The organism is Vibrio sp. 661 (assembly GCF_033339315.1).
GTDB classification, from domain to species: Bacteria; Pseudomonadota; Gammaproteobacteria; order Enterobacterales; family Vibrionaceae; genus Vibrio; species Vibrio alginolyticus.
Map to the genome: position 1 here is coordinate 25,406 of NZ_JAWOUJ010000017.1, position 19,810 is coordinate 45,215.

The 19,810-nt window shown below is 44.2% G+C and carries 21 protein-coding genes and 1 other RNA gene; 11 read left to right on the forward strand and 11 right to left on the reverse strand.

Annotated features, from left to right (window positions below):
• The first annotated feature begins 20 nt into the window (after positions 1-20).
• From epd to mscS, 4 genes are all read left to right on the forward strand, one after another.
• Entirely contained in the window at positions 21-1,058 is a 1,038-nt protein-coding gene (gene epd, locus R7P69_RS20585; protein ID WP_053306782.1) for an erythrose-4-phosphate dehydrogenase, read from the forward strand.
• A 151-nt stretch (positions 1,059-1,209) separates the two neighbouring features.
• Positions 1,210-2,370 (forward strand): phosphoglycerate kinase, encoded by a 1,161-nt coding sequence (locus tag R7P69_RS20590; protein ID WP_005384547.1) that lies wholly within the window; start codon positions 1,210-1,212, stop codon positions 2,368-2,370.
• Between the two features lie 154 nt (positions 2,371-2,524).
• Positions 2,525-3,601 carry a class II fructose-bisphosphate aldolase gene (fbaA, locus tag R7P69_RS20595; protein WP_005380996.1) on the forward strand — a complete coding sequence of 359 codons (1,077 nt, stop codon included), beginning with the start codon at positions 2,525-2,527 and terminating at the stop codon, positions 3,599-3,601.
• A gap of 424 nt (positions 3,602-4,025) precedes the next feature.
• Entirely contained in the window at positions 4,026-4,892 is an 867-nt protein-coding gene (mscS, locus tag R7P69_RS20600) for a small-conductance mechanosensitive channel MscS (RefSeq protein ID WP_005384548.1), read from the forward strand.
• 47 nt (positions 4,893-4,939) lie between these two features.
• On the opposite strand, the gene R7P69_RS20605 is transcribed toward mscS, so the two are convergent.
• The gene (locus tag R7P69_RS20605) at positions 4,940-5,422 is read right to left on the reverse strand and encodes a YbaK/EbsC family protein (protein ID WP_005380994.1); all 483 of its coding nucleotides are present in this window, start codon (positions 5,420-5,422) and stop codon (positions 4,940-4,942) included.
• 26 nt (positions 5,423-5,448) lie between these two features.
• Positions 5,449-6,078 (reverse strand): LysE/ArgO family amino acid transporter, encoded by a 630-nt coding sequence (locus R7P69_RS20610; RefSeq protein WP_025998531.1) that lies wholly within the window; start codon positions 6,076-6,078, stop codon positions 5,449-5,451.
• A 147-nt stretch (positions 6,079-6,225) separates the two neighbouring features.
• Between R7P69_RS20610 and R7P69_RS20615 the strand changes: the two genes are divergently transcribed.
• Positions 6,226-7,122 (forward strand): LysR family transcriptional regulator ArgP, encoded by an 897-nt coding sequence (locus tag R7P69_RS20615; RefSeq protein ID WP_238952119.1) that lies wholly within the window; start codon positions 6,226-6,228, stop codon positions 7,120-7,122.
• A gap of 208 nt (positions 7,123-7,330) precedes the next feature.
• On the forward strand, positions 7,331-8,023 hold the full coding sequence (locus R7P69_RS20620; protein WP_005384550.1) for an oxidative stress defense protein: 693 nt from the start codon (positions 7,331-7,333) through the stop codon (positions 8,021-8,023).
• A 71-nt stretch (positions 8,024-8,094) separates the two neighbouring features.
• On the opposite strand, the gene serA is transcribed toward R7P69_RS20620, so the two are convergent.
• The 5 genes from serA to R7P69_RS20645 all read right to left on the reverse strand — a co-directional run bounded on the left by serA (position 8,095) and on the right by R7P69_RS20645 (position 11,418).
• Positions 8,095-9,327 carry a phosphoglycerate dehydrogenase gene (serA, locus tag R7P69_RS20625; protein ID WP_017821632.1) on the reverse strand — a complete coding sequence of 411 codons (1,233 nt, stop codon included), beginning with the start codon at positions 9,325-9,327 and terminating at the stop codon, positions 8,095-8,097.
• A 274-nt stretch (positions 9,328-9,601) separates the two neighbouring features.
• A complete protein-coding gene (gene rpiA, locus R7P69_RS20630) occupies positions 9,602-10,258 on the reverse strand; it encodes a ribose-5-phosphate isomerase RpiA (RefSeq protein WP_005380982.1) in 657 nt (218 codons plus the stop codon).
• Between the two features lie 53 nt (positions 10,259-10,311).
• The gene (locus tag R7P69_RS20635) at positions 10,312-10,911 is read right to left on the reverse strand and encodes a 5-formyltetrahydrofolate cyclo-ligase (RefSeq protein WP_213916170.1); all 600 of its coding nucleotides are present in this window, start codon (positions 10,909-10,911) and stop codon (positions 10,312-10,314) included.
• A gap of 5 nt (positions 10,912-10,916) precedes the next feature.
• Positions 10,917-11,101: non-coding RNA, 6S RNA (ssrS, locus tag R7P69_RS20640), on the reverse strand.
• 8 nt (positions 11,102-11,109) lie between these two features.
• Positions 11,110-11,418 (reverse strand): cell division protein ZapA, encoded by a 309-nt coding sequence (locus R7P69_RS20645; RefSeq protein ID WP_005384553.1) that lies wholly within the window; start codon positions 11,416-11,418, stop codon positions 11,110-11,112.
• A gap of 249 nt (positions 11,419-11,667) precedes the next feature.
• Between R7P69_RS20645 and R7P69_RS20650 the strand changes: the two genes are divergently transcribed.
• The 3 genes from R7P69_RS20650 to R7P69_RS20660 are packed head-to-tail and all read left to right on the forward strand — an operon-like array spanning position 11,668 to position 14,688.
• Positions 11,668-12,246 carry a YecA family protein gene (locus tag R7P69_RS20650; RefSeq protein WP_033907447.1) on the forward strand — a complete coding sequence of 193 codons (579 nt, stop codon included), beginning with the start codon at positions 11,668-11,670 and terminating at the stop codon, positions 12,244-12,246.
• A 23-nt stretch (positions 12,247-12,269) separates the two neighbouring features.
• Positions 12,270-13,448 (forward strand): 2-octaprenyl-6-methoxyphenyl hydroxylase, encoded by a 1,179-nt coding sequence (gene ubiH, locus R7P69_RS20655; protein ID WP_005380974.1) that lies wholly within the window; start codon positions 12,270-12,272, stop codon positions 13,446-13,448.
• Positions 13,449-13,479: 31 nt separating this feature from the next.
• Positions 13,480-14,688, forward strand: a complete 1,209-nt coding sequence (locus R7P69_RS20660; protein ID WP_025768841.1) for an FAD-dependent 2-octaprenylphenol hydroxylase — start codon at positions 13,480-13,482, stop codon at positions 14,686-14,688.
• Positions 14,689-14,753: 65 nt separating this feature from the next.
• On the opposite strand, the gene R7P69_RS20665 is transcribed toward R7P69_RS20660, so the two are convergent.
• From R7P69_RS20665 to ygfZ, 3 genes are all read right to left on the reverse strand, one after another.
• Complete coding sequence (locus tag R7P69_RS20665; RefSeq protein ID WP_005380970.1) at positions 14,754-14,960, reverse strand: DUF1107 domain-containing protein; 207 nt, start codon at positions 14,958-14,960, stop codon at positions 14,754-14,756.
• A gap of 638 nt (positions 14,961-15,598) precedes the next feature.
• Positions 15,599-16,072: an aminoacyl-tRNA deacylase gene (locus R7P69_RS20670; protein WP_005384562.1), complete on the reverse strand. Its 474-nt coding sequence runs from the start codon at positions 16,070-16,072 to the stop codon at positions 15,599-15,601.
• On the reverse strand, positions 16,065-17,033 hold the full coding sequence (gene ygfZ / locus R7P69_RS20675) for a tRNA-modifying protein YgfZ (protein WP_025768842.1): 969 nt from the start codon (positions 17,031-17,033) through the stop codon (positions 16,065-16,067). The genes R7P69_RS20670 and ygfZ overlap by 8 nt, the downstream gene beginning before the upstream one ends.
• A 189-nt stretch (positions 17,034-17,222) precedes the next feature.
• On the opposite strand from ygfZ, the gene R7P69_RS20680 reads away from it, so the two are divergent.
• The gene (locus R7P69_RS20680) at positions 17,223-17,483 is read left to right on the forward strand and encodes a succinate dehydrogenase assembly factor 2 (RefSeq protein WP_318121679.1); all 261 of its coding nucleotides are present in this window, start codon (positions 17,223-17,225) and stop codon (positions 17,481-17,483) included.
• On the forward strand, positions 17,452-17,913 hold the full coding sequence (locus tag R7P69_RS20685; RefSeq protein ID WP_230623489.1) for a protein YgfX: 462 nt from the start codon (positions 17,452-17,454) through the stop codon (positions 17,911-17,913). Before R7P69_RS20680 ends, R7P69_RS20685 begins: the two co-directional genes overlap by 32 nt.
• Positions 17,914-17,935: 22 nt before the next feature.
• Here R7P69_RS20685 and nadB read toward each other — a convergent pair whose 3' ends face one another.
• Positions 17,936-19,549, reverse strand: a complete 1,614-nt coding sequence (gene nadB / locus R7P69_RS20690; RefSeq protein ID WP_005380947.1) for an L-aspartate oxidase — start codon at positions 19,547-19,549, stop codon at positions 17,936-17,938.
• Between the last annotated feature and the right edge of the window lie 261 nt (positions 19,550-19,810).

Here is a 19,810-nt window from a genome sequence, read left to right on the forward strand (position 1 = left end):
TTTGGTAGGGCGAAGGATAAATGCTAAAGGTTGCGATCAATGGATTTGGACGTATAGGTCGTAATGTTCTGCGAGCGGTGTATGAAAGTGGAAAACACCAGCAGATCAAGGTTGTGGTGGTTAACGAACTAGCTCAGCCAGAGGCGATGGCACACCTACTGCAATATGACACCAGTCATGGTCGCTTTGGTAAAAAAATTTCCCATGACCAAGAACATTTGCATGTTCATCATGACAGCGGTGAATATGATTCCATTCGCATTCTCCACCTCTCCGAAATCGAATTACTTCCTTGGCGTGATTTAGAAGTTGATATCGTCTTGGATTGCACTGGCGTATTTGGTTCGCAAGCGGATGGGCAAGCGCATATAGAAGCTGGCGCTAAGAAAGTACTGTTTTCGCACCCGGGCGCAAACGACCTAGATAATACGATTATCTATGGCGTGAACCACGAAACTCTGAAAGACGAGCACCGTGTTGTCTCCAATGGCTCTTGCACCACCAACTGTATCGTTCCCATCATTAAAGTATTAGACGAAGCCTTCGGCATAGAGTCTGGCACCATTACCACAATTCATTCGTCCATGAACGATCAACAAGTAATTGATGCGTATCATAACGACTTACGCCGTACCCGCGCTGCAAGCCAATCTATTATTCCGGTGGACACTAAGTTGCATAAGGGGATTGAAAGAATCTTCCCGAAATTTTCCAACAAATTCGAAGCAATTTCTGTTCGTGTTCCAACGGTTAACGTCACTGCAATGGATTTAAGTGTCACAATTAGTACAAATGTGAAAGTTAATGACGTAAATCAAACCATTGTTAACGCATCTCAGTGTACATTACGTAACATTGTTGACTATACTGAATCGCCACTCGTTTCCATCGACTTTAACCACGACCCCCATAGTGCGATTGTGGATGGAAGCCAGACTAGAGTGAGTAACGGGCAACTCGTAAAAATGCTCGTTTGGTGCGACAACGAATGGGGCTTTGCTAACCGGATGCTGGATACTGCCTTAGCAATGCAAGCTTCTTCGCAAGTGGAACAGTAATGACGAAGAAGTGATGGAGAATTTTTATTTCAAGCCTTGAAATAAATCCATAATATCTCCATATCTATAACCAGTTTGAAGAATTAACAGGCTTGGCAGGGTTGCCGAGTTTTCAAAAACTTTAATTATTAAATATTTGAGAGGACACATCATGTCTGTAATCAAGATGACTGACCTGGATCTTGCAGGTAAACGTGTATTTATCCGTGCTGACCTAAACGTGCCAGTAAAAGACGGTAAAGTAACTTCGGATGCACGTATCATCGCATCTCTTCCAACTATTAAGCACTGCCTAGAAGCAGGCGCTAAAGTAATGGTTACGTCTCACCTAGGTCGCCCAACTGAAGGTGAATACGCTGAAGAGTTCTCTCTACAACCAGTTGTTAACTACCTAAACGACGCACTAGATTGCGAAGTGAAGCTAGCAAAAGACTACCTAGATGGCCTAGAGCTAAATGCGGGTGAACTTGTTGTTCTTGAAAACGTTCGCTTCAACAAAGGCGAAAAGAAAAACGACGAAGAGCTATCTAAGAAATATGCAGCACTATGTGACGTATTCGTAATGGACGCATTCGGTACGGCTCACCGTGCTCAAGCATCTACTCACGGCGTTGGCATGCACGCAGACGTAGCATGTGCTGGTCCTCTACTAGCAAACGAACTAGAAGCGCTAGGCAAAGCAATGGACAAGCCAGCTCGTCCAATGGTTGCTATCGTAGGTGGTTCAAAAGTTTCTACTAAGCTAACTGTTCTTGAGTCTCTATCTAAAATCGCTGACCAACTCGTTGTTGGTGGTGGTATTGCTAACACATTCATCGCAGCTGCTGGCCACAACGTTGGTAAGTCTCTATACGAAGCAGACCTAGTTGAAACAGCTAAGAAGCTAATGGACGAGTGTGCAATTCCAGTAGCAACTGACGTTGCATGTGCGAAAGCATTTGACGAGAACGCAGAAGCTGAAATCAAGCACGTTTCTGAAGTACAAGACGACGACATGATCTTCGACCTTGGTCCAGATTCAACTGCTGAACTAGCTGAAATCCTTAAAAACGCTAAGACTATCCTATGGAACGGTCCAGTAGGCGTATTCGAATTCAAGAACTTCGAAGCAGGTACTAAAGGTATCTCTGAAGCTATCGCAGCTTCTGAAGGCTTCTCTGTTGCTGGTGGTGGTGACACGCTAGCGGCTATCGACAAGTTCGGTATCAAAGCGGATGTATCTTACATCTCTACTGGCGGCGGCGCTTTCCTTGAGTTCGTAGAAGGTAAAGTTCTTCCAGCAGTAGAAATGCTAGAAGCACGCGCTAAGTAATTAAAGCAAAGCGGGGGAGTGATTCTCCCGCTTTCTTGTTTGCTGCAACGTGTGAGGAACTCTGCTAGAATAGCCTCAGTTGTGAGCAAACGTTTGCAAGATTTTCAACTTAACAAGTTTTGTTTAAAAACGACAGATAAATAGGATTACATCCATGTCTAAGATCTTCGACTTCGTAAAACCAGGTGTTATCTCTGGCGATGACGTTCAGAAAGTATTTGAAGTTGCAAAAGAAAACAGCTTTGCACTTCCAGCAGTAAACTGTGTGGGTACTGACTCTGTAAACGCAGTACTTGAAGCAGCTGCAAAAGTTAAAGCTCCAGTTATCGTTCAGTTCTCTAACGGTGGCGCTGCTTTCTTTGCTGGTAAAGGTCTAAAACTTGAAGGTCAAGAAGCTCAAATCCTAGGTGCTGTTGCTGGTGCGAAATACGTTCACGCTGTAGCTGAAGCTTACGGTGTTCCAGTAATCCTACACACTGACCACGCAGCTAAGAAACTACTTCCTTGGATCGACGGTCTACTAGACGCTGGTGAAGAGTACTTCGCGCAAACTGGTAAGCCACTGTTCTCTTCTCACATGATCGACCTTTCTGAAGAGTCTCTAGAAGAGAACATCGAAATTTCTGCTAAGTACCTAGAGCGCATGGCTAAAATGAACATGACTCTAGAAATCGAACTAGGTTGTACTGGTGGTGAAGAAGACGGTGTTGACAACTCTGATATGGATGCGTCTGAACTATACACTTCTCCAGAAGACGTTGCATACGCATACGAGAAACTAAGCGCAATCAGCCACCGTTTCACTATCGCAGCATCTTTCGGTAACGTACACGGCGTATACAAGCCAGGTAACGTTGTACTAACTCCAACTATCCTACGTGATTCTCAAGCGCACGTTTCTGAGAAATTCGGTCTTCCAGCGAACTCTCTAAACTTCGTATTCCACGGCGGTTCAGGTTCTTCTCTAGAAGAAATCCGTGAATCTATCGGCTACGGTGTGATCAAAATGAACATCGATACTGATACACAGTGGGCTACTTGGGATGGTATCCGTAAGTTCGAAGCTGAAAACCACGATTACCTACAAGGTCAGATCGGTAACCCAACTGGTGAAGATGCACCAAACAAGAAGTACTACGATCCACGCGTATGGCTACGTGCAGGCCAAGCTTCAATGGTTACTCGTCTAGAGCAAGCATTTGCTGACCTTAACGCAGTTGACGTACTATAATCGTTACTGATTAAGTTACTTAAAAACCCGCTCTTTGAGCGGGTTTTTTTATATCTATCATTTTCTTCCCCTCTGCTTTCTCCCGATATTTTTATGCGTTAGGTTGTATTTGCTAGTGAGATATCTCACCTTTAACGTTTTTTTTAAAGAAAGCATGGGAATATCAGTCTTAAGAGTGGCGAAATCAGAGTGCATTGCGTAACCTGTAACAAGTCAGTGTCAGAAAGCTCTGATAAAGTCTTGTTTTGCATATCTTTGCGAAACTCTGACTTTGAAAAAAGTCAGAGTTGGGATATTGTGCCAAAAATCTGACACTGTTCAGTGGAGCAATAGGGATGTTGTTTTAGAAAAGAGCCTTTAAAAAACAAGGTTCATAAATTAACGGCAATTGGATTTATATCTCTTTATTTTGAGGATAAGAATTATGGCAGGTGAATCGGTGGGTATCGATACCACTTTAACGGATGGTCTAACTCAGGCTGAAACTTGGCTGACAAACAATTCAGATCTACTGGTTCAGTACGGTGTGAACATTATCTCTGCGGTGCTTATTCTGTTTATCGGTAATCTTATCGTTAAGGCAGTCGCTGGTAGTGTTTCTAAAGTACTAGAAAAGAAAAACATGGATAAGGCCGTCGTTGAATTTATTCACGGTCTTGTTCGTTACTTGCTATTTGTAATCGTGCTAATCGCGGCTCTTGGTCGATTAGGAGTTCAAACCGCTTCTGTTGTTGCTGTGATTGGTGCGGCAGGTCTTGCTGTTGGTCTTGCACTACAAGGTTCACTATCAAACTTTGCAGCAGGCGTACTTATTGTTGCGTTCCGTCCATTCAAATCAGGCGACTACGTAGAAATCGGTGGTGTAGCGGGTAGTGTTGAAGCAATTCAAATCTTCCAAACAGTTCTAAAAACACCAGACAACAAAATGGTTGTTGTGCCTAACTCTTCAGTTATCGGCGGTGCCATTACTAACTACTCTCGCCATGCGACACGACGTGTCGACCTAGTGATTGGTGTTTCATACAAAGCAGACCTTAAACTAACCAAGAAAGTGATTCGTGAGACGCTAGAGAAAGATCCACGTATCTTGAAAGACCCAGATATCACAATTGGTGTACTTACGTTAGCAGACTCTTCAGTTAACTTTGTGGTTCGTCCATGGGTGAAAACTGCAGATTACTGGGGCGTATACTTTGATGCAATGCAAGGTATTAAAGAAGCATTGGATGAAAATGGTATCGAGATTCCATTCCCACAAATGGATGTTCACCTGAACAAAGTCGACGCTTAATCAAAAGCAGTCGATATTCAAAAGCGAGGCCAATAGGCCTCGCTTTTTTATATTTCGTAAAGGGTGTGATGACCAGCAAGTAAGAGGCGTTTTAGATGTTTACCTGCAAATCCAAATGTGAACTCAGGTAAGCCAGGCGTATAGAGCAACTCTTGATGTTGATAGAGATTGGTATCAACAATGATAGTGATGTATTCCGGTAAGCCTATTGGGCAAACCGCGCCGGGTACGCAACCTAACACTTCGACCATTTCATCGTCATTACAAATAGAGGGACGTTTACCTGTAATCGCTTTAATCTGCTTGGCATCGAGGCGCGAGTCCTTATCTGTCAGATAAACCGCGTAACCTTGTCCTTTGAGTGTTAAAAAGAGGCTTTTGGTATGCGTACCCGTCCAACCAAGCTCTCTCGCAATACGTATATCTGTCTCAAAGTCTAAGATGGCTTCGTGCTGCCATTCCCGAAAAGGAATAGAGAGCGCGTTGAATCGCTCTCTATTGTTGTTATAAATACGTTTTAGTGACTCCATGTCTTTGCTGCCTTACTACCTTATGATTACCAATACTTATCAATAAGCTCACTCGCTAAGATATACGCTATTGTGAACATCATCATTGCGATTGCAATGTCGATGGTTTTTTTCACTTTTGGTTTAGAGAGTGTTGGACCTAGTTTGGCGGCTCCTATCGATAAAGTGTAGAACCAAACAAAGGAAGCCATAATCGTACCTAGTGCAAAAGCAATGCGATCATGGCCTTCAAATTGTCCACCGATCGAACCTAGAATAACGACTGTATCTAAATATAAGTGCGGATTAAGCACAGTAACGGCTAACGCACCTAGAATAACCGTTCGACGACCTCGAGCTACGATCTCCCCTTTTGATTCCGATTCACTCTCTGGCTTAAAAGCACTTTTTAGTGAGAGCAGTCCATAGAAGCTCAAGAAAGCAATACCACCAAGTGTCACCGACGTCAGTAAGATTTCATTTTGAGACAGAATTGCACCACCACCAAAAATACCTAGAGAGATGAAAATCATATCTAGCACGCTACAAATAGTGGCGGTTGTTAGGTGGTGGTTACGCTTTATGCCTTGATTCAAAACATACGCATTTTGCGCGCCGATCGGAATGATCATTGATGCTCCTAAACCAAAACCTTGCAATAGAACCCACAAGCTCACACTTCACCTCACTTCAAAATAACAAATACATTTACAGAAAAGGGAAAGATAAAGCGTTTATCTAAATAAGTATAATTAATGATTTTAATCTTACATTAGATAGACTAATTTAACGGGAGGCGTTTGATCAAGAGTGAGAGGAAAGGTATGCGAGGGTTAGATTACAAATGGATTGAGGCATTAGACGCTATAGTTTATCAGGGTAGCTTTGAGCGTGCTGCCGAGCATTTATTTGTTTCTCAATCCGCCATTTCTCAACGTATCAAGCAGTTAGAGAAGTTTCTCGCGCAGCCTGTTTTAATTCGAAGCCAGCCACCTAAGCCAACGCCAATTGGTAAAAAATTGTTGGGTCTTTATCGGCGAGTACGCTTGCTAGAGCATGAAATTCTCCCCGAACTAAAAAATGATACCAGTACGCGACCTGTGCAACTCTCTTTAGCGACTAATGCAGATAGCCTTGCAACATGGCTACTGTCAGCGCTGAAAAATGTTATGAAGCAGCGTCAAGTTGAACTAAAACTGACTATCTATGGTGAATACCGCTCTATTGAAAAACTCAAAAGTGGCGAAGTGACAGGAGCGATCAGCTTGGAGCCCCAGCCAATCCCCGGATGCAGAGCAGACTATTTAGGTCGCATCGATTATGTTTGTGTCGCGAGCCCAGAGTTCTATCAGCGTTATTTTTCTAAAGGCGTAAATAATCAGACATTGGCAAAAGCACCGGCCGTTTCATATGACCAATATGATGATCTACATAAAACATTTCTTACCGAGCATTTTAACGTCAATCCTGACAGCGTTATTCATCACAACATCAGTAGTTCTGAAGCGTTTCTAAAAGTGGCGTTAGCTGGTGTTGCTTATTGCTTGATCCCCCGCTTGCAAATTACCGACGAATTAGACAGAGGTGTGTTGGTTGATGTGACTCCAGGTTTTTTAATGTCCCATCGGATTTATTGGCACCACTGGCAGTTAGAAACTGGGGTATTACAAGAAATCTCACACGCGATAGTCGGGTATGCGCAGGAGCATCTACCTCAATAAGTTTGTCAGAGCTGCATATCGTTAACTTAAGTGTGTTTTGTTTAAAAATTACGCCAATGTTACATAGTCAAAGTTGTGTTAGAAGTCACTATGGGTGCTTGGATAATCGGCGGAAGTTTCTATTATGAAACCACACGCTTTCTCAGCCATGATAGTGATGTTGGAATCTGAGATTAAGTACTTAATTTTGTATGGATGGATTTATTGAATGAAATTGTATTCATTTTTGCTGGCTTCAGCACTCAGCCTTACCAGTGCTTCAGTTTTGGCGAATACGCCAGAGTTTGCTCATGTTACGACAACGGGGTATGGCGAAGTGACGGCCACACCTGATATGGCTACGTTTTCTGTAAAAGTAGTCGATACGACAATGACGGCCGAACAAGCGAAATTGTCCGTAGATAAAACCGTTGAAGAGTTTCTAAAAAGCTTATCGGATGCCGGCTTGTCAAAAGACAATATTACTAGCTCGAATTTATACCTTGCTCCTCAGTACCATTACCCTAAATCAGGAAAAGCAGAACTTGTTGGGTATCGAGCATCTCGCAGTATTGATGTCACGGTGACGGATCTGAAAAACCTTAACCAATACCTAGATATGGCGTTAGAAGCGGGAATTAATCAGGTTGATAATATTCAACTTAAGGTAAGCAACCAAGCCGAGTATCAGCAAAAGGCACGAATGGCGGCGATTAAGGACGCAAGAGAAAAAGCAGGGTCATTAGCGACTGGTTTTGAGAAAAAGTTGGGCGATGTATGGCAGATCAATTACAGACAGATGCACGTTCAGCCTGTGTTAATGCGTTCAATGGCGATGGATAGTAAAGAAGGAGCGAATAGCTACCAAGATTCAACTATGATCATTCGCGATCAAGTCGATGTCATTTATAAGCTAAAGTAAGGCTTAGCAAACAGTAAAAAGCAAAAGGCAGGGAGTCATAACCCCTGCCTTTGTCGTTTCTGTTTCACTGTTTAGTGAAGGATACGAGCACGGATTGTGCCTTCAATGTTTTTGAGCTTTGTTAGAGCTTCTTCTGCTCGTTCAGTTTCAACGTCGATCACTACGTAGCCTATTTCAGCGGCTGTTTGTAGGTACTGCGCGGCAATGTTAATGCCTTCTTCAGCAAAGATGGTGTTGATCTGAGTTAGAATACCAGGACGGTTCTTGTGGATATGAAGCAGACGAGAGCACTCTCCACTGTGTTCTGGCAATGACACTTCAGGGAAGTTTACGCTTGAAAGTGTCGAGCCGTTATCAGAGTACTTAGCCAGTTTGCCCGCCACTTCTAAGCCGATATTCTCTTGTGCTTCTTGCGTTGAACCACCAACGTGTGGAGTGAGAATGACGTTATCGAATTTTTGTAAAGGAGACTCGAACGGGTCAGCATTTGTTTTTGGTTCAGTTGGGAATACATCAATTGCAGCGCCGGCAAGGTGACCAGCTTCTAAGCTATGGCAAAGTGCAGGAATATCCACAACGGTGCCACGTGCCGCGTTGATAAAGATGGAACCTGGTTTCATTCGAGCAAATTCAGCTTCACCCATCATGTTTTTCGTTTCCGGTGTTTCGGGAACGTGCAAAGAAATCACATCACATTTGTTCAATAGTTCACTCATGGTATGTACTTGCGTCGCATTACCAAGGGACAGTTTGTTCTCAATATCGTAGTAGTAAACGCGCATACCTAAGTTTTCGGCAATAATACCAAGCTGCGTACCAATGTGACCGTATCCGATAATGCCAAGGCACTTACCACGAGCTTCGTAAGAGTTGTCTGCACTTTTCTTCCAAATACCGCGATGTGCAAGTGCATTCTTTTCAGGAATACCACGCACTAGTAAAAGGATTTGCCCAAGTACAAGCTCTGCCACGCTTCGAGTGTTAGAGAATGGTGCATTAAAGACAGGAATACCGCGTTTTGCTGCTGCATCTAGGTTTACTTGGTTAGTACCAATACAAAAACAGCCAATTGCAACCAGCTTGTTCGCCGCATTGATTACCTCTTCGGATAGGTTCGTACGGGAGCGGATACCAATGAAGTGCACGTCTTTTACCGCTTCAATTAGTTCTTCTTCCGGAAGGGAACCTTTATGGTATTCAATGTTGGTATAACCAGCTGCTTGAAGAACTTCAACTGAAGAAGGGTGGAGTCCCTCTAACAAGAGGATCTTAATCTTTTCTTTTTCCAGTGAAACTTTGGCCATTTTTTCTCGTCCTTAAAATGGAAAGGTGGGCTAATGTGGCGCACATTGGGCAAAACTATTAAAAAGGGGATAATTAACAGTTTTGTAGGAAGACAAACGTTTCCCTGTGCGTCTTCTGTTCAATAAAGTAACAAAAAAAAATTGCTTTGGGTAAGAAAATTACGGAATAAGAGATAATTTTCTTATAGAAAGGAATAAAAAACGGTGCCTTGCAGCACCGTATGTAATGAAATAACAGAAAAGTGAACCAGATAGGTTCATTTTGGGCTGTTATTTATTCTTCAATTTTTGCACCTTCTGGTGTGCCAGTGATCACTACGTCTGCACCACGATGAGCGAAAAGACCCACAGTCACGACACCAGCGATGCCGTTTATTTTGTCTTCCATTTCTTTCGGGTTGGTAATTTGCATATTGTGCACATCCAGAATCACGTTGCCGTTGTCAGTCACAACGCCTTCACGGTAAGCTGGGTCACCACCTAGTTTTACCAATTCACGAGCCACGTAAGAGCGTGCCATTGGGATTACTTCAACAGGCAATGGGAACTGGCCAAGTACGTCAACTGCTTTAGTGCCGTCAACGATACATACGAACTTATCAGAGATTGCTGCGACAATTTTCTCACGAGTCAGAGCCGCGCCGCCGCCTTTGATCATTTCACGTGCTGGGTTGATCTCATCTGCGCCATCAACATACACATCCAGCTTCATTACATCGTTACACTCGTATACTTCAATACCAAGCTCTTTAAGGCGCTCAGTTGAAGCGACAGAGCTAGACACTGCACCTTTAATATCATCTTTGATAGTGCCTAGTGCATCGATGAAGTGATTCACGGTAGAGCCAGTACCAACACCGACAATGCTGCCTTTCTCAACATATTTTAGTGCTGCCCAACCAGCCGCTTTTTTCATTTCATCTTGAGTCATGCCAATCTCCTGAATAGATGTTCGTTAACGTTTGCGGGCGTGATTATAGCGGCTTACTTGTCACTTTCCCATTGCCATATTTGGCTTGGGGTCACGATCTTAGGTAATGGAATGTCCCAGCTTTCAATTGGTAAGCGTTCTACATGTTGGCAGTCATGAGCGATACCGACAGGTTTAGCTCCCTCTCCAGTTATAAACCAACGTGACAGAGTACGATCGTAGTACCCCCCGCCCATGCCTAAGCGGTGTCCGATACTGTCGAACCCAACTAAAGGCGTGCAGATTAAATCAAGCTGGCGAACGGGTTTGAGGTGTCTGATATCGAGCTTGGGCTCTAAGATGCCGTACTTGTTGTAGACGAGCTGTTCATCACTTATATACTGAAGAAACAGTAACTGACCTTTAGAAAAGGGATGGATGACGGGCAGATAAACCGATTTTCCCTGTTGCCATAACCATTCAATGAGCGGTTTAGTATCAAGCTCACCGTCTGCAGAAAGGTAGATGGCAATATGTTGCGCCTGATCGATTTCAGGAAGTTGGGAAAATTGAGTAATAAGGTCGATTCCCGCTTGGTATTGTGTATCACAGCACAGAGCGTTGCGCTTTTCACGAATCAGTTTGCGGAAGTCTTGTCGAGAGAGGTCTGACATAGAGAGAATACCCCAGGGTGCCGTTGAGGATTGTGGCCCTTGAACCAGCTGGTTCAAGGCGGATCAGCAATGACAACCGTAGGCTTCTCGGTGCATGCCGAGCTTGCTCAATAGTTACCAAATACTAACCCTTAGGTATTGCTTATCGGCTCAGGGACTTAAATCCTGCTGACGCACACCCCAGGGTAAATTTTGTATTTACTGCTGTCCTTGCGTAACTTTGCTTAGTGCGTTCTCTAAAGACGCGGTGAGCTTTTCCATTCGCTCAGTAATTTCTTGCTGTTGACCATTGGATTCGTATGACTTGGTGTGCAACTCATAGCAAATATTCAATGCAGCAAAGGTCAGCAGTTGGATTTCATTGGTTACCTTAGTACGTTCGCTCATTTCTTTCAATCGGCGATCCAGATCTTTTGCCGCTGCAACAAGAGACTCTTCTTGTCCTGTCGGACAATTCACTCGTGTAAGTTTGCCTAATATTTCAACGTCGATCGCTTGATTGCTCATGATGAATAAACTCTATATTCGCGCTATCTAAGGTGTTGCTTCATACAACTACCGAGGAGCAAACTATAGGAAAACCGCTATTAAGATTCAAGCATTTCCCATCACAGAAAGAGAAATGATGACGAGATCACACAGGAATTGGGCAAATTGAACAAATGCTGTCCAAAATTGAATTTGATAGCCGTTTCAGACCACTAACCTTGATGGTAGGATATACCAATACATTATTACGCAAGAATGAGCCAAGTTATGAGTGAAATCACCCTTCCTGAATACCAATCTATTGCTGCTGAACTGCAATCTGCAAGCCTAGCAGTAACACCGGCGGAGTTACATGGCTTATTTGTCGGCATGTTAAGTGGTGGATTGGCGATTAATGATCAAACTTGGCAGCCTATTCTGTTTGACTACACCAATGATGGTATGGGTTGGCCTTCTACCGCGCTAGCTTTTGCTCAAAGCGTATTCACTGTTACTGTCAATGAACTAACTGGCACGTCGATGGAGCTGTCTTTATTATTGCCAGATGAGCCGGGCGAAGAAGGCTTATTCGCATTAGCCGACAGTGTGTCCGACTTTGTAAACCACTTTATTTCTGGGTTAGGTCTAGCAGGCGTTGCTCTTAATAAAGCATCTGATGACGCTAAAGAAGCACTGGCTGACTTAGAAGAGATTGCCAAATTAGGCATCGATGAAGATGACGATCTTGGTGAACAAGCGCAATTGCTAGAGCAAGTGATTGAGCACATCAAAGCTTGCGTACTAACAATTCATGCTGAATTTGGTGTTCGTCCTGAAAGCAGCGACAAAAAACCTACTATTCACTAATCGTAGACTGTCCAGAGGTTAGTATGAAGCAATATGATGTAGTCATTGCTGGTGGTGCCATGGCTGGTGCAACGTTAGCATTGGCGATTGACCATTTGTCTCAGGGAAAGCTCCGCATTGCAGTCGTTGAGCCTTTTAAAGCACAATCAGATATGCACCCTGGTTTTGACTCTCGCTCAATCGCATTGTCTTACGGTACTGTCAATCTGTTGCGTCAACTACAGCTCTGGACGTCAGTAGAACCGTTTGTCACCCCCATTGAACATATCCACGTTTCTGACCGTTCTCATGCTGGGATGACGGAGATTACCAAGCAAGAGGTTGGGGTTGAAGCTCTAGGGTATGTTGTAGAATTAGCCGATGTTGGGCGTGTATATCAAGAATTATTAGACAGCAGCGAATCAATTACGCTGTTTTGTCCTGACTCCGTTACCGATATCGAGCGCGAGCAAAACTGTACCCATGTGACGTTGAAAAGTGGTGAGCAACTTGAAGCAAAACTGTTGGTAGCTGCAGATGGTGCTGTTTCGACCTGTTGTCAGAAAATTGGTCTAGAACTTTCTGAGCAAGATTTTGAACAAGTGGCTGTCATTGCCAATATTGTGACTCAAGAACCTCATCAAGGTAGAGCCTTTGAACGTTTTACTGAAAATGGCCCTGTTGCTTTATTGCCAATGAGTGACAATCGAATGTCCTTAGTTTGGTGTTTGCACCCTGAAGAAGCCCAAGCCGTTCTTGAGTTATCTGATCAAGCATTTCTCCAGCGTTTACAGAACGATTTTGGTTGGCGTTTAGGCGCGATGAAAAAAGTGGGTCGCCGTGCAAGTTACCCATTGCTTCTTCGCCATCGAAAGCAAAATATTTCACATCGCTTTGCGATTGTTGGAAATGCGGCGCAAACGCTGCACCCGATAGCTGGACAAGGCTTTAATCTCGGTATTCGCGATGTAGTCTCACTAGCAGAAGAAATTGTGCAGCAAAGTGAGGATGTGGGTCTTTATCAAGGCCTGATGCGCTTTAGTCAACGTAGAGAAGCAGATCGAAGCGAAACTATTTGGCTAACCAGTGCCTTGGTGCATGTTTTTTCAAATGATTTACCCGCGATGCGAATTGGCCGAAATACTGCCTTAGCAGCGATGGATAACCTTTCTATTTTTAAGCAGCCGCTACTACGCCATACTCTTGGCTTGGTAAAACGATGAACGGCCGCACTGAATTAGGTAATAAAAAGCAATGATGCAAAGTGTAGATATCGCCATCATCGGCGGAGGGATGGTTGGGTTGGCACTTGCTGCCGCGTTCAAAGACAGTGATCTGCGTGTCGCCATTATTGAAGGTAAAGTGCCAGATGATTCGTTGAAAGAATTACCCGATGTTCGTGTGTCTGCGTTGAGCCGCTCTAGTGAGACGATTTTGCGTAAACTTGGTGCTTGGCAGGGCATAGAACAGCGCCGAGCTTCGCCTTACCATGGCATGGAAGTATGGGAACAAGATAGCTTTGCCAGCATTGAATTTAATGCACAAAGTATGGCACAACCTGATTTAGGACATATTGTTGAGAATCGTGTGATTCAACTTGCGCTGCTTGAACAAGTCCAAAAGCTCGATAACGTCACTATGTTTATGCCTGCACGTTGCGCGACTCTCGCGGTCGGTGAGCAAGAAAGCTGGCTGACGCTCGATAATGGCCAAGCCATGACCGCTAAATTAGTGGTCGGAGCCGATGGGGCGAATTCGTGGCTTCGCCATCAAATGGATATTCCATTAACGCATTGGGACTATGGTCATCATGCTTTGGTCGCGAATGTCAAAACTGCCATGCCACACAACAGCATTGCGCGCCAGATATTTACTCCTCACGGACCGTTGGCATTTTTGCCAATGTCGCAACCAGATATGTGCTCTATTGTTTGGTCCACGGAGCCAAATCGAGCAGAGCAGTTAGTGGCGATGAGTGAACATGATTTCAATAAAGCGTTGACGAGTGAGTTTGATGCTCGACTTGGTCTATGTGAAGTAGTGGGAGAGCGTGCTGCGTTTCCTTTGAAAATGCGCTATGCGCGAGATTTTGTTGTCGAGCGAGTCGCGCTGGTTGGTGATGCGGCCCATACCATTCACCCATTAGCGGGGCAGGGTGTGAATTTAGGTTTATTAGATGCGGCCAGTCTTGCTCAAGAAGTATTAGCACTTTGGAAGCAGGGTCAAGATATCGGCAGTAAACGCAACCTAAGAAGCTACGAGCGTTGGCGAAAAGCGGAAGCGGCAAAGATGATCGCTACTATGCAAGGGTTTCGAGATTTGTTCTCTGGCGAGAACCCAGCTAAGAAGCTCGTTCGTGGCATTGGCTTAAGTTTAGCGGGGCAACTGCCGGGAGCGAAAGATGAGATCATGAAGCGCGCGCTTGGTTTAAAGGGACACTTGCCGGATCTGGCGCGTCAGTAAGTGCAAAGCGAACTTCAAATACACAAAAGGCTGGTTAATCCAGCCTTTGTTTTATCAACATTTTGCTAAGCATATGCGCATCGGAGTTTCATTATTTCTTGATTGATCTCTTTGACCGCTCGGAAATGGCGTTGCTCTGCTTTCTCCGGCAGTATTAACTTACCGTTATCAAACTCGAATCTACCGACCCCGTAAATATAAATTCTTCCTTTAAAAAGACGACTTATATGTTTAGCAATCATACTTGGTGTATAGCGCTTAAACAGTCTCATATTTACTTTCCTTTTATCTAACCTAGCCTAGGTATTCTACGTTCTGGACGCGAAAATTATTGTGACAGCAATAGTATTAAATACAGATGTAGGGTGTTGCGTCAGAGAATTGTGTTGTCTTAGACAATTTGACAGTGTCATCTCTTAAATAGCGTGAGGATTACCCCAAAAATAACCTCTCTAAAGGAACCCTTACCCAATACACTCCTTTTTACGTGACGCATTAAGCAATAGTTTTGTTACAGAATTAAGAATAGAACGAAAACGGTTGTTTGCTAGTTGTTTCTATTAAGGTCGTGCTTCGCGTAACACACTTTACGTTCTAACGATTAGAGGAAATGAAAGAGAAAAAGTTCCACGTAAAAAAAAGCCCGCTTCAGCGGGCGAATAGTCACAGATGCATTACACAAAAGTGGATAACTAACTGCATGAATGCTGTCACTCAGCTAGCTGACTCACTTTATATTGGTTAAGTGCTTGTTTGAAACTTAACCAACAAATTCAGCATATACGAGTTTTATCTTTGTGACTATTTATGTTTTATATGTGATTAAAAATTCTCATGTCTATTTTTGTAGATATGAGCGAGATCACGCAGTGATAGAAACACTACGTGTCATTACATTGTTTTTAGACGATTAACGACAGATCTCAGCTACGGTCGGCTGACACAATTGGATAAGATCTTGGATAGAAAGCGCCAGTCCAGCCATGCGATCGCCACTGCTGATCGTGACTTCCTGTTCTTCTAGTAAGCTAGGGTCGAACACGATTGGCATATGACGTTTTAGTAGCAGAGGAGTGACAGTACCAATTTTGTAACCAGTGATGGACTCAACATCGGCTTGATCAACACAAGTCATCCGGCGACATTTCAGTAACGAGCGCACTTTTTTGGGATCAACGCTACGATCACCTGGCGCACAGGCGAGTGCATATTGATTACCCATGTCTCGTAGCAAGATTGCTTTCACCATTTGAGAGGGGCGAATGCCGCGTTGGTGCGCGGCATCCTCAATGGTGGTTGCTGGTCTTTGATGCGGTAACAGACGAAACGGAATGTGTTGGTCTGTGAGAAATTGCATCAAAGGAGTATTGATTGTATTACTCATCATCAAGACTGTAAGGCAGTGATTCGATTGTCCATTCACATTCTGGTTGCGCAACCAAACGAAGACGAGTGTCCTCATCGAGATTATTAGGCAGCACGATCAGGCCAATCGCGTGATTGTCACTGAACTGGTAGTGATTTAATAAAGCACCTACTGAACGCCAGTTTTCACCTACGCTGCGTTCGAGCTCAATTGGTTCGTCACTGAATGGAGCAGAAGTTGCACCTTTTACGATATACATCGCACGTTTATTGGTACCGCGATACTTCGCTCGTGCTACCGTTTCTTGTCCCGTGTAGCAGCCCTTTGTGAAGCTTATGCCTCCTAAAGCTTGCACGTTAAGTGCTTGTGGAATGTGAGCATTCTGCGCGGATGCAGAGACAAATGGTAAACCTGCCTCAATATCGAAACGATTCCAAAGCTCATTTGTCGTAAAGACAGCGTCGGTAGTTTCAACGATTTGCTGTGCTTCTGGCGCACTTAATATCAGTAACCAGCGATCTTGTGCAACTTGCACTGCTGTGCCACCGTCAACTGGGCGAACGCTGCCAGTTGTCTTGCTCATTGTTGAAATGAATTCATCGGCTTTGACGCCAGCGACACCTAAGATAACGTCATCAGAAGCTTCAATCGTTACTTTAGAGAAAATGGCGTATTTCTTTATTTCACTAAGTTCTACGTCAATCGCCGATTTTGGTTGGATCATGCCGTAGCCATCATGATGATGGAAAAGGCGGAACACGCTCCACACTTTGCCTTTCGCATCACAATGTGCGCCCAGTGTTGATTGGTCTTGTTCTAAAGAAACAACATCGCAGGTAACCTGACCTTGTAAGTATGATTTTTTATCGTCACCGATCATGGTGATCATGCCGAAGTTATCCAGCAGTGAGATAGATAACTCTGGAAGTGCGTCTTGAGTTGAGAGAGGTAATGCTGAAAAACGAGTTTGCCATTCCATAATTACAATGCCTTTTGAAGATATTTTTCCGCTATGTTATACCCAAATAACCTTGAGATACTAGGGGAGCGATTTACGAATCAACATTTGTCTGCTTTCACTATCGTATTGTGACCCGCACACTAGTGACGTAGCACATCCCTTGTTACACTCCGCACTAACAACAAGACATCTATGAAGGAATAGTGAATGTACACTCCGGAAGAAAAAGCGCGTATTAAATGGGCTTGTCGTCGAGGCATGCTTGAGCTTGACGTAGTAATTATGCCGTTTTTTGAAGAGTGCTTTGATACTCTGAGTGAACAAGAGCAGCGTGACTTTGTTTCTTTACTTGAATGCGATGATCCTGATCTGTTTACTTGGCTAATGGGGCATGGCCGTAGCGAAAATTTAGGTCATGCAGCAATGGTTGATAAAATTGTCGCCCATAACCTCAGCAAAGTTCGTTAATTTTACTGCTTCTCCCTCTCTGACTGCCCGAGTCCTCAATGTTGTACTTTTCTTATTGATGACTTGGGCTGTTATCTTCTCTAGCATTCCGCTCGTATTATCGACTTATTTGTTATTACTGATTGTTAAGGCTCTCTCAAGCCAAGGCCTTGTTCAACCTACAAGTCATGGGCATTGGTATGTGCACTGCGATGGCTCGGTTAGGTTTGATGCCCTTGAATATGGCGAATACTCGGAAGATATTGAGTCCGAAAAGGGTCATTTACAGCGAGTCGATACATCGGCATCACCATTCAAGATAACATTCCAATTGCAATCTGGCCGTAGTGTTACGATTTGGCGTGATAGCTGTGACGATGAGCAGTATCGTCAACTATCTTTGGTATTACGCCAATGGGAAATGAAACAGGGAGCTAATGCTCCCTGCTGATGGAATAGTTTACTCGGTAGAGTTAAAGCTGTTTAGCTGGAACCAAAATCGTTGGTCCGCTGTTTTCCAGTTGGTTCGGATAATCAAGCGTGTAGTGCAAACCTCGACTCTCTTTACGCTGCATCGCACAACGAACCATCAACTCTGCTACTTGTAAAAGGTTACGCAGTTCTAATAAGTTGTTCGACACTCGGAAATTGCTGTAGTACTCGTGTGTTTCTTGTTGCAACAGTTGGATACGGCGTAAGGCGCGCTCTAAACGCTTGTCAGTTCGCACAATGCCCATGTAGTCCCACATAAACAGACGAAGCTCGTGCCAGTTGTGCTGAATGATCACTTCTTCATCACTATTGGTTACTTTGCTTTCATCCCAACATGGCACCTGTGAAGGTAGCTCAACGTTAGTGTGATGTTTTAGAATATCTTTTGCCGCAGACCAAGCATAAACCACGCATTCGAGAAGTGAGTTTGATGCCATGCGGTTAGCACCATGCAGCCCGGTGTAGCTAACTTCACCAATCGCATACAAATTTTTCAGATCGGTGCAGCCATTTCTATCCACCATGACACCGCCACAAGTGTAGTGTGCAGCAGGTACGATTGGGATTGGCTCTTTAGTCATGTCAATGCCCAAGTCCATCAAACGAGAATAAATGGTTGGGAAGTGTTTCGTAATAAAGTCAGCAGGCTTATGGCTGATGTCGAGATACATACAGTCGGCACCTAAACGCTTCATTTCGAAGTCGATAGCACGAGCCACGACGTCACGCGGAGCAAGCTCTTTACGTTCATCGAAATCTGGCATAAAGCGAGAACCATCTGGACGACGCAGGTAAGCACCTTCGCCACGTAACGCTTCAGTTAGCAAGAAGTTACGTGCTTCTGGGTGATATAAACACGTCGGATGGAACTGGTTAAATTCCATATTAGCCACACGACACCCTGCACGCCAAGCAATCGCAATACCATCACCAGACGACACATCTGGGTTAGAGGTGTATTGATAAACCTTTGAAGCACCACCTGTAGCGAGAACCACAAATTTGGCTCGCACGGTTTCGACATGCTCTTCGTTGCGGTTCCAAATATAAGCACCGATAACTTTGTTTTTATCACCGCCAATTTTGTCTTCGGTGATTAAGTCCAGAGCATTGTGACGTTCGAGAACATGAATGTTTGGATGGTTATGAGCGTTATCTTGCAGGGAGGTTTGCATCGCCATACCTGTCGCATCTGCCGCGTGAAGAATACGACGACGGCTATGACCACCTTCACGAGTTAAGTGGTAGCGAGGTTCATCGTCAGAGTCATCTTCTTCACGATCAAATGGGACACCACCGTCAATCAACCACTGTACACACTCTTTTGAATGCTCAGCAATGAACCTTACGGTCTCCTCATCGCAAATACCATCCCCGGCGATTTGCGTGTCTTCAACGTGTGAATCAATGGTGTCTGACTCATCAAATACGGCAGCGATACCGCCTTGAGCATAGTAGGTCGCCCCTTCGCTGCGTGGTCCTTTACTCAGCACCATCACCTTACAGTGGTTAGCAACGCGCAAAGCCAACGACAAACCTGCCGCGCCACTCCCTACCACTAATACATCACACTCATGTTCACGATTTGTGTTCATATAACTTTTATAATCCCAAGCTAAGGTAACAAAGTTACCTTGTGTATTATTTGCACACCATGTGCATTCCATTATCGCGACATCTGTCGCTAAGGGCTAAGTTGGGAGACCTATCGACGTCCGTGTTACGGCGGTGACTGAGCCACTCTTCTTTTTCATGCAGAGCATTAGCATGCTTCCTAAGTTATAATTTGTAACGCGGTGTTCAGATAGCCATTAGCCATGCAAATGAAAAGTAATAGTTTGTCAATGCCATTGCTT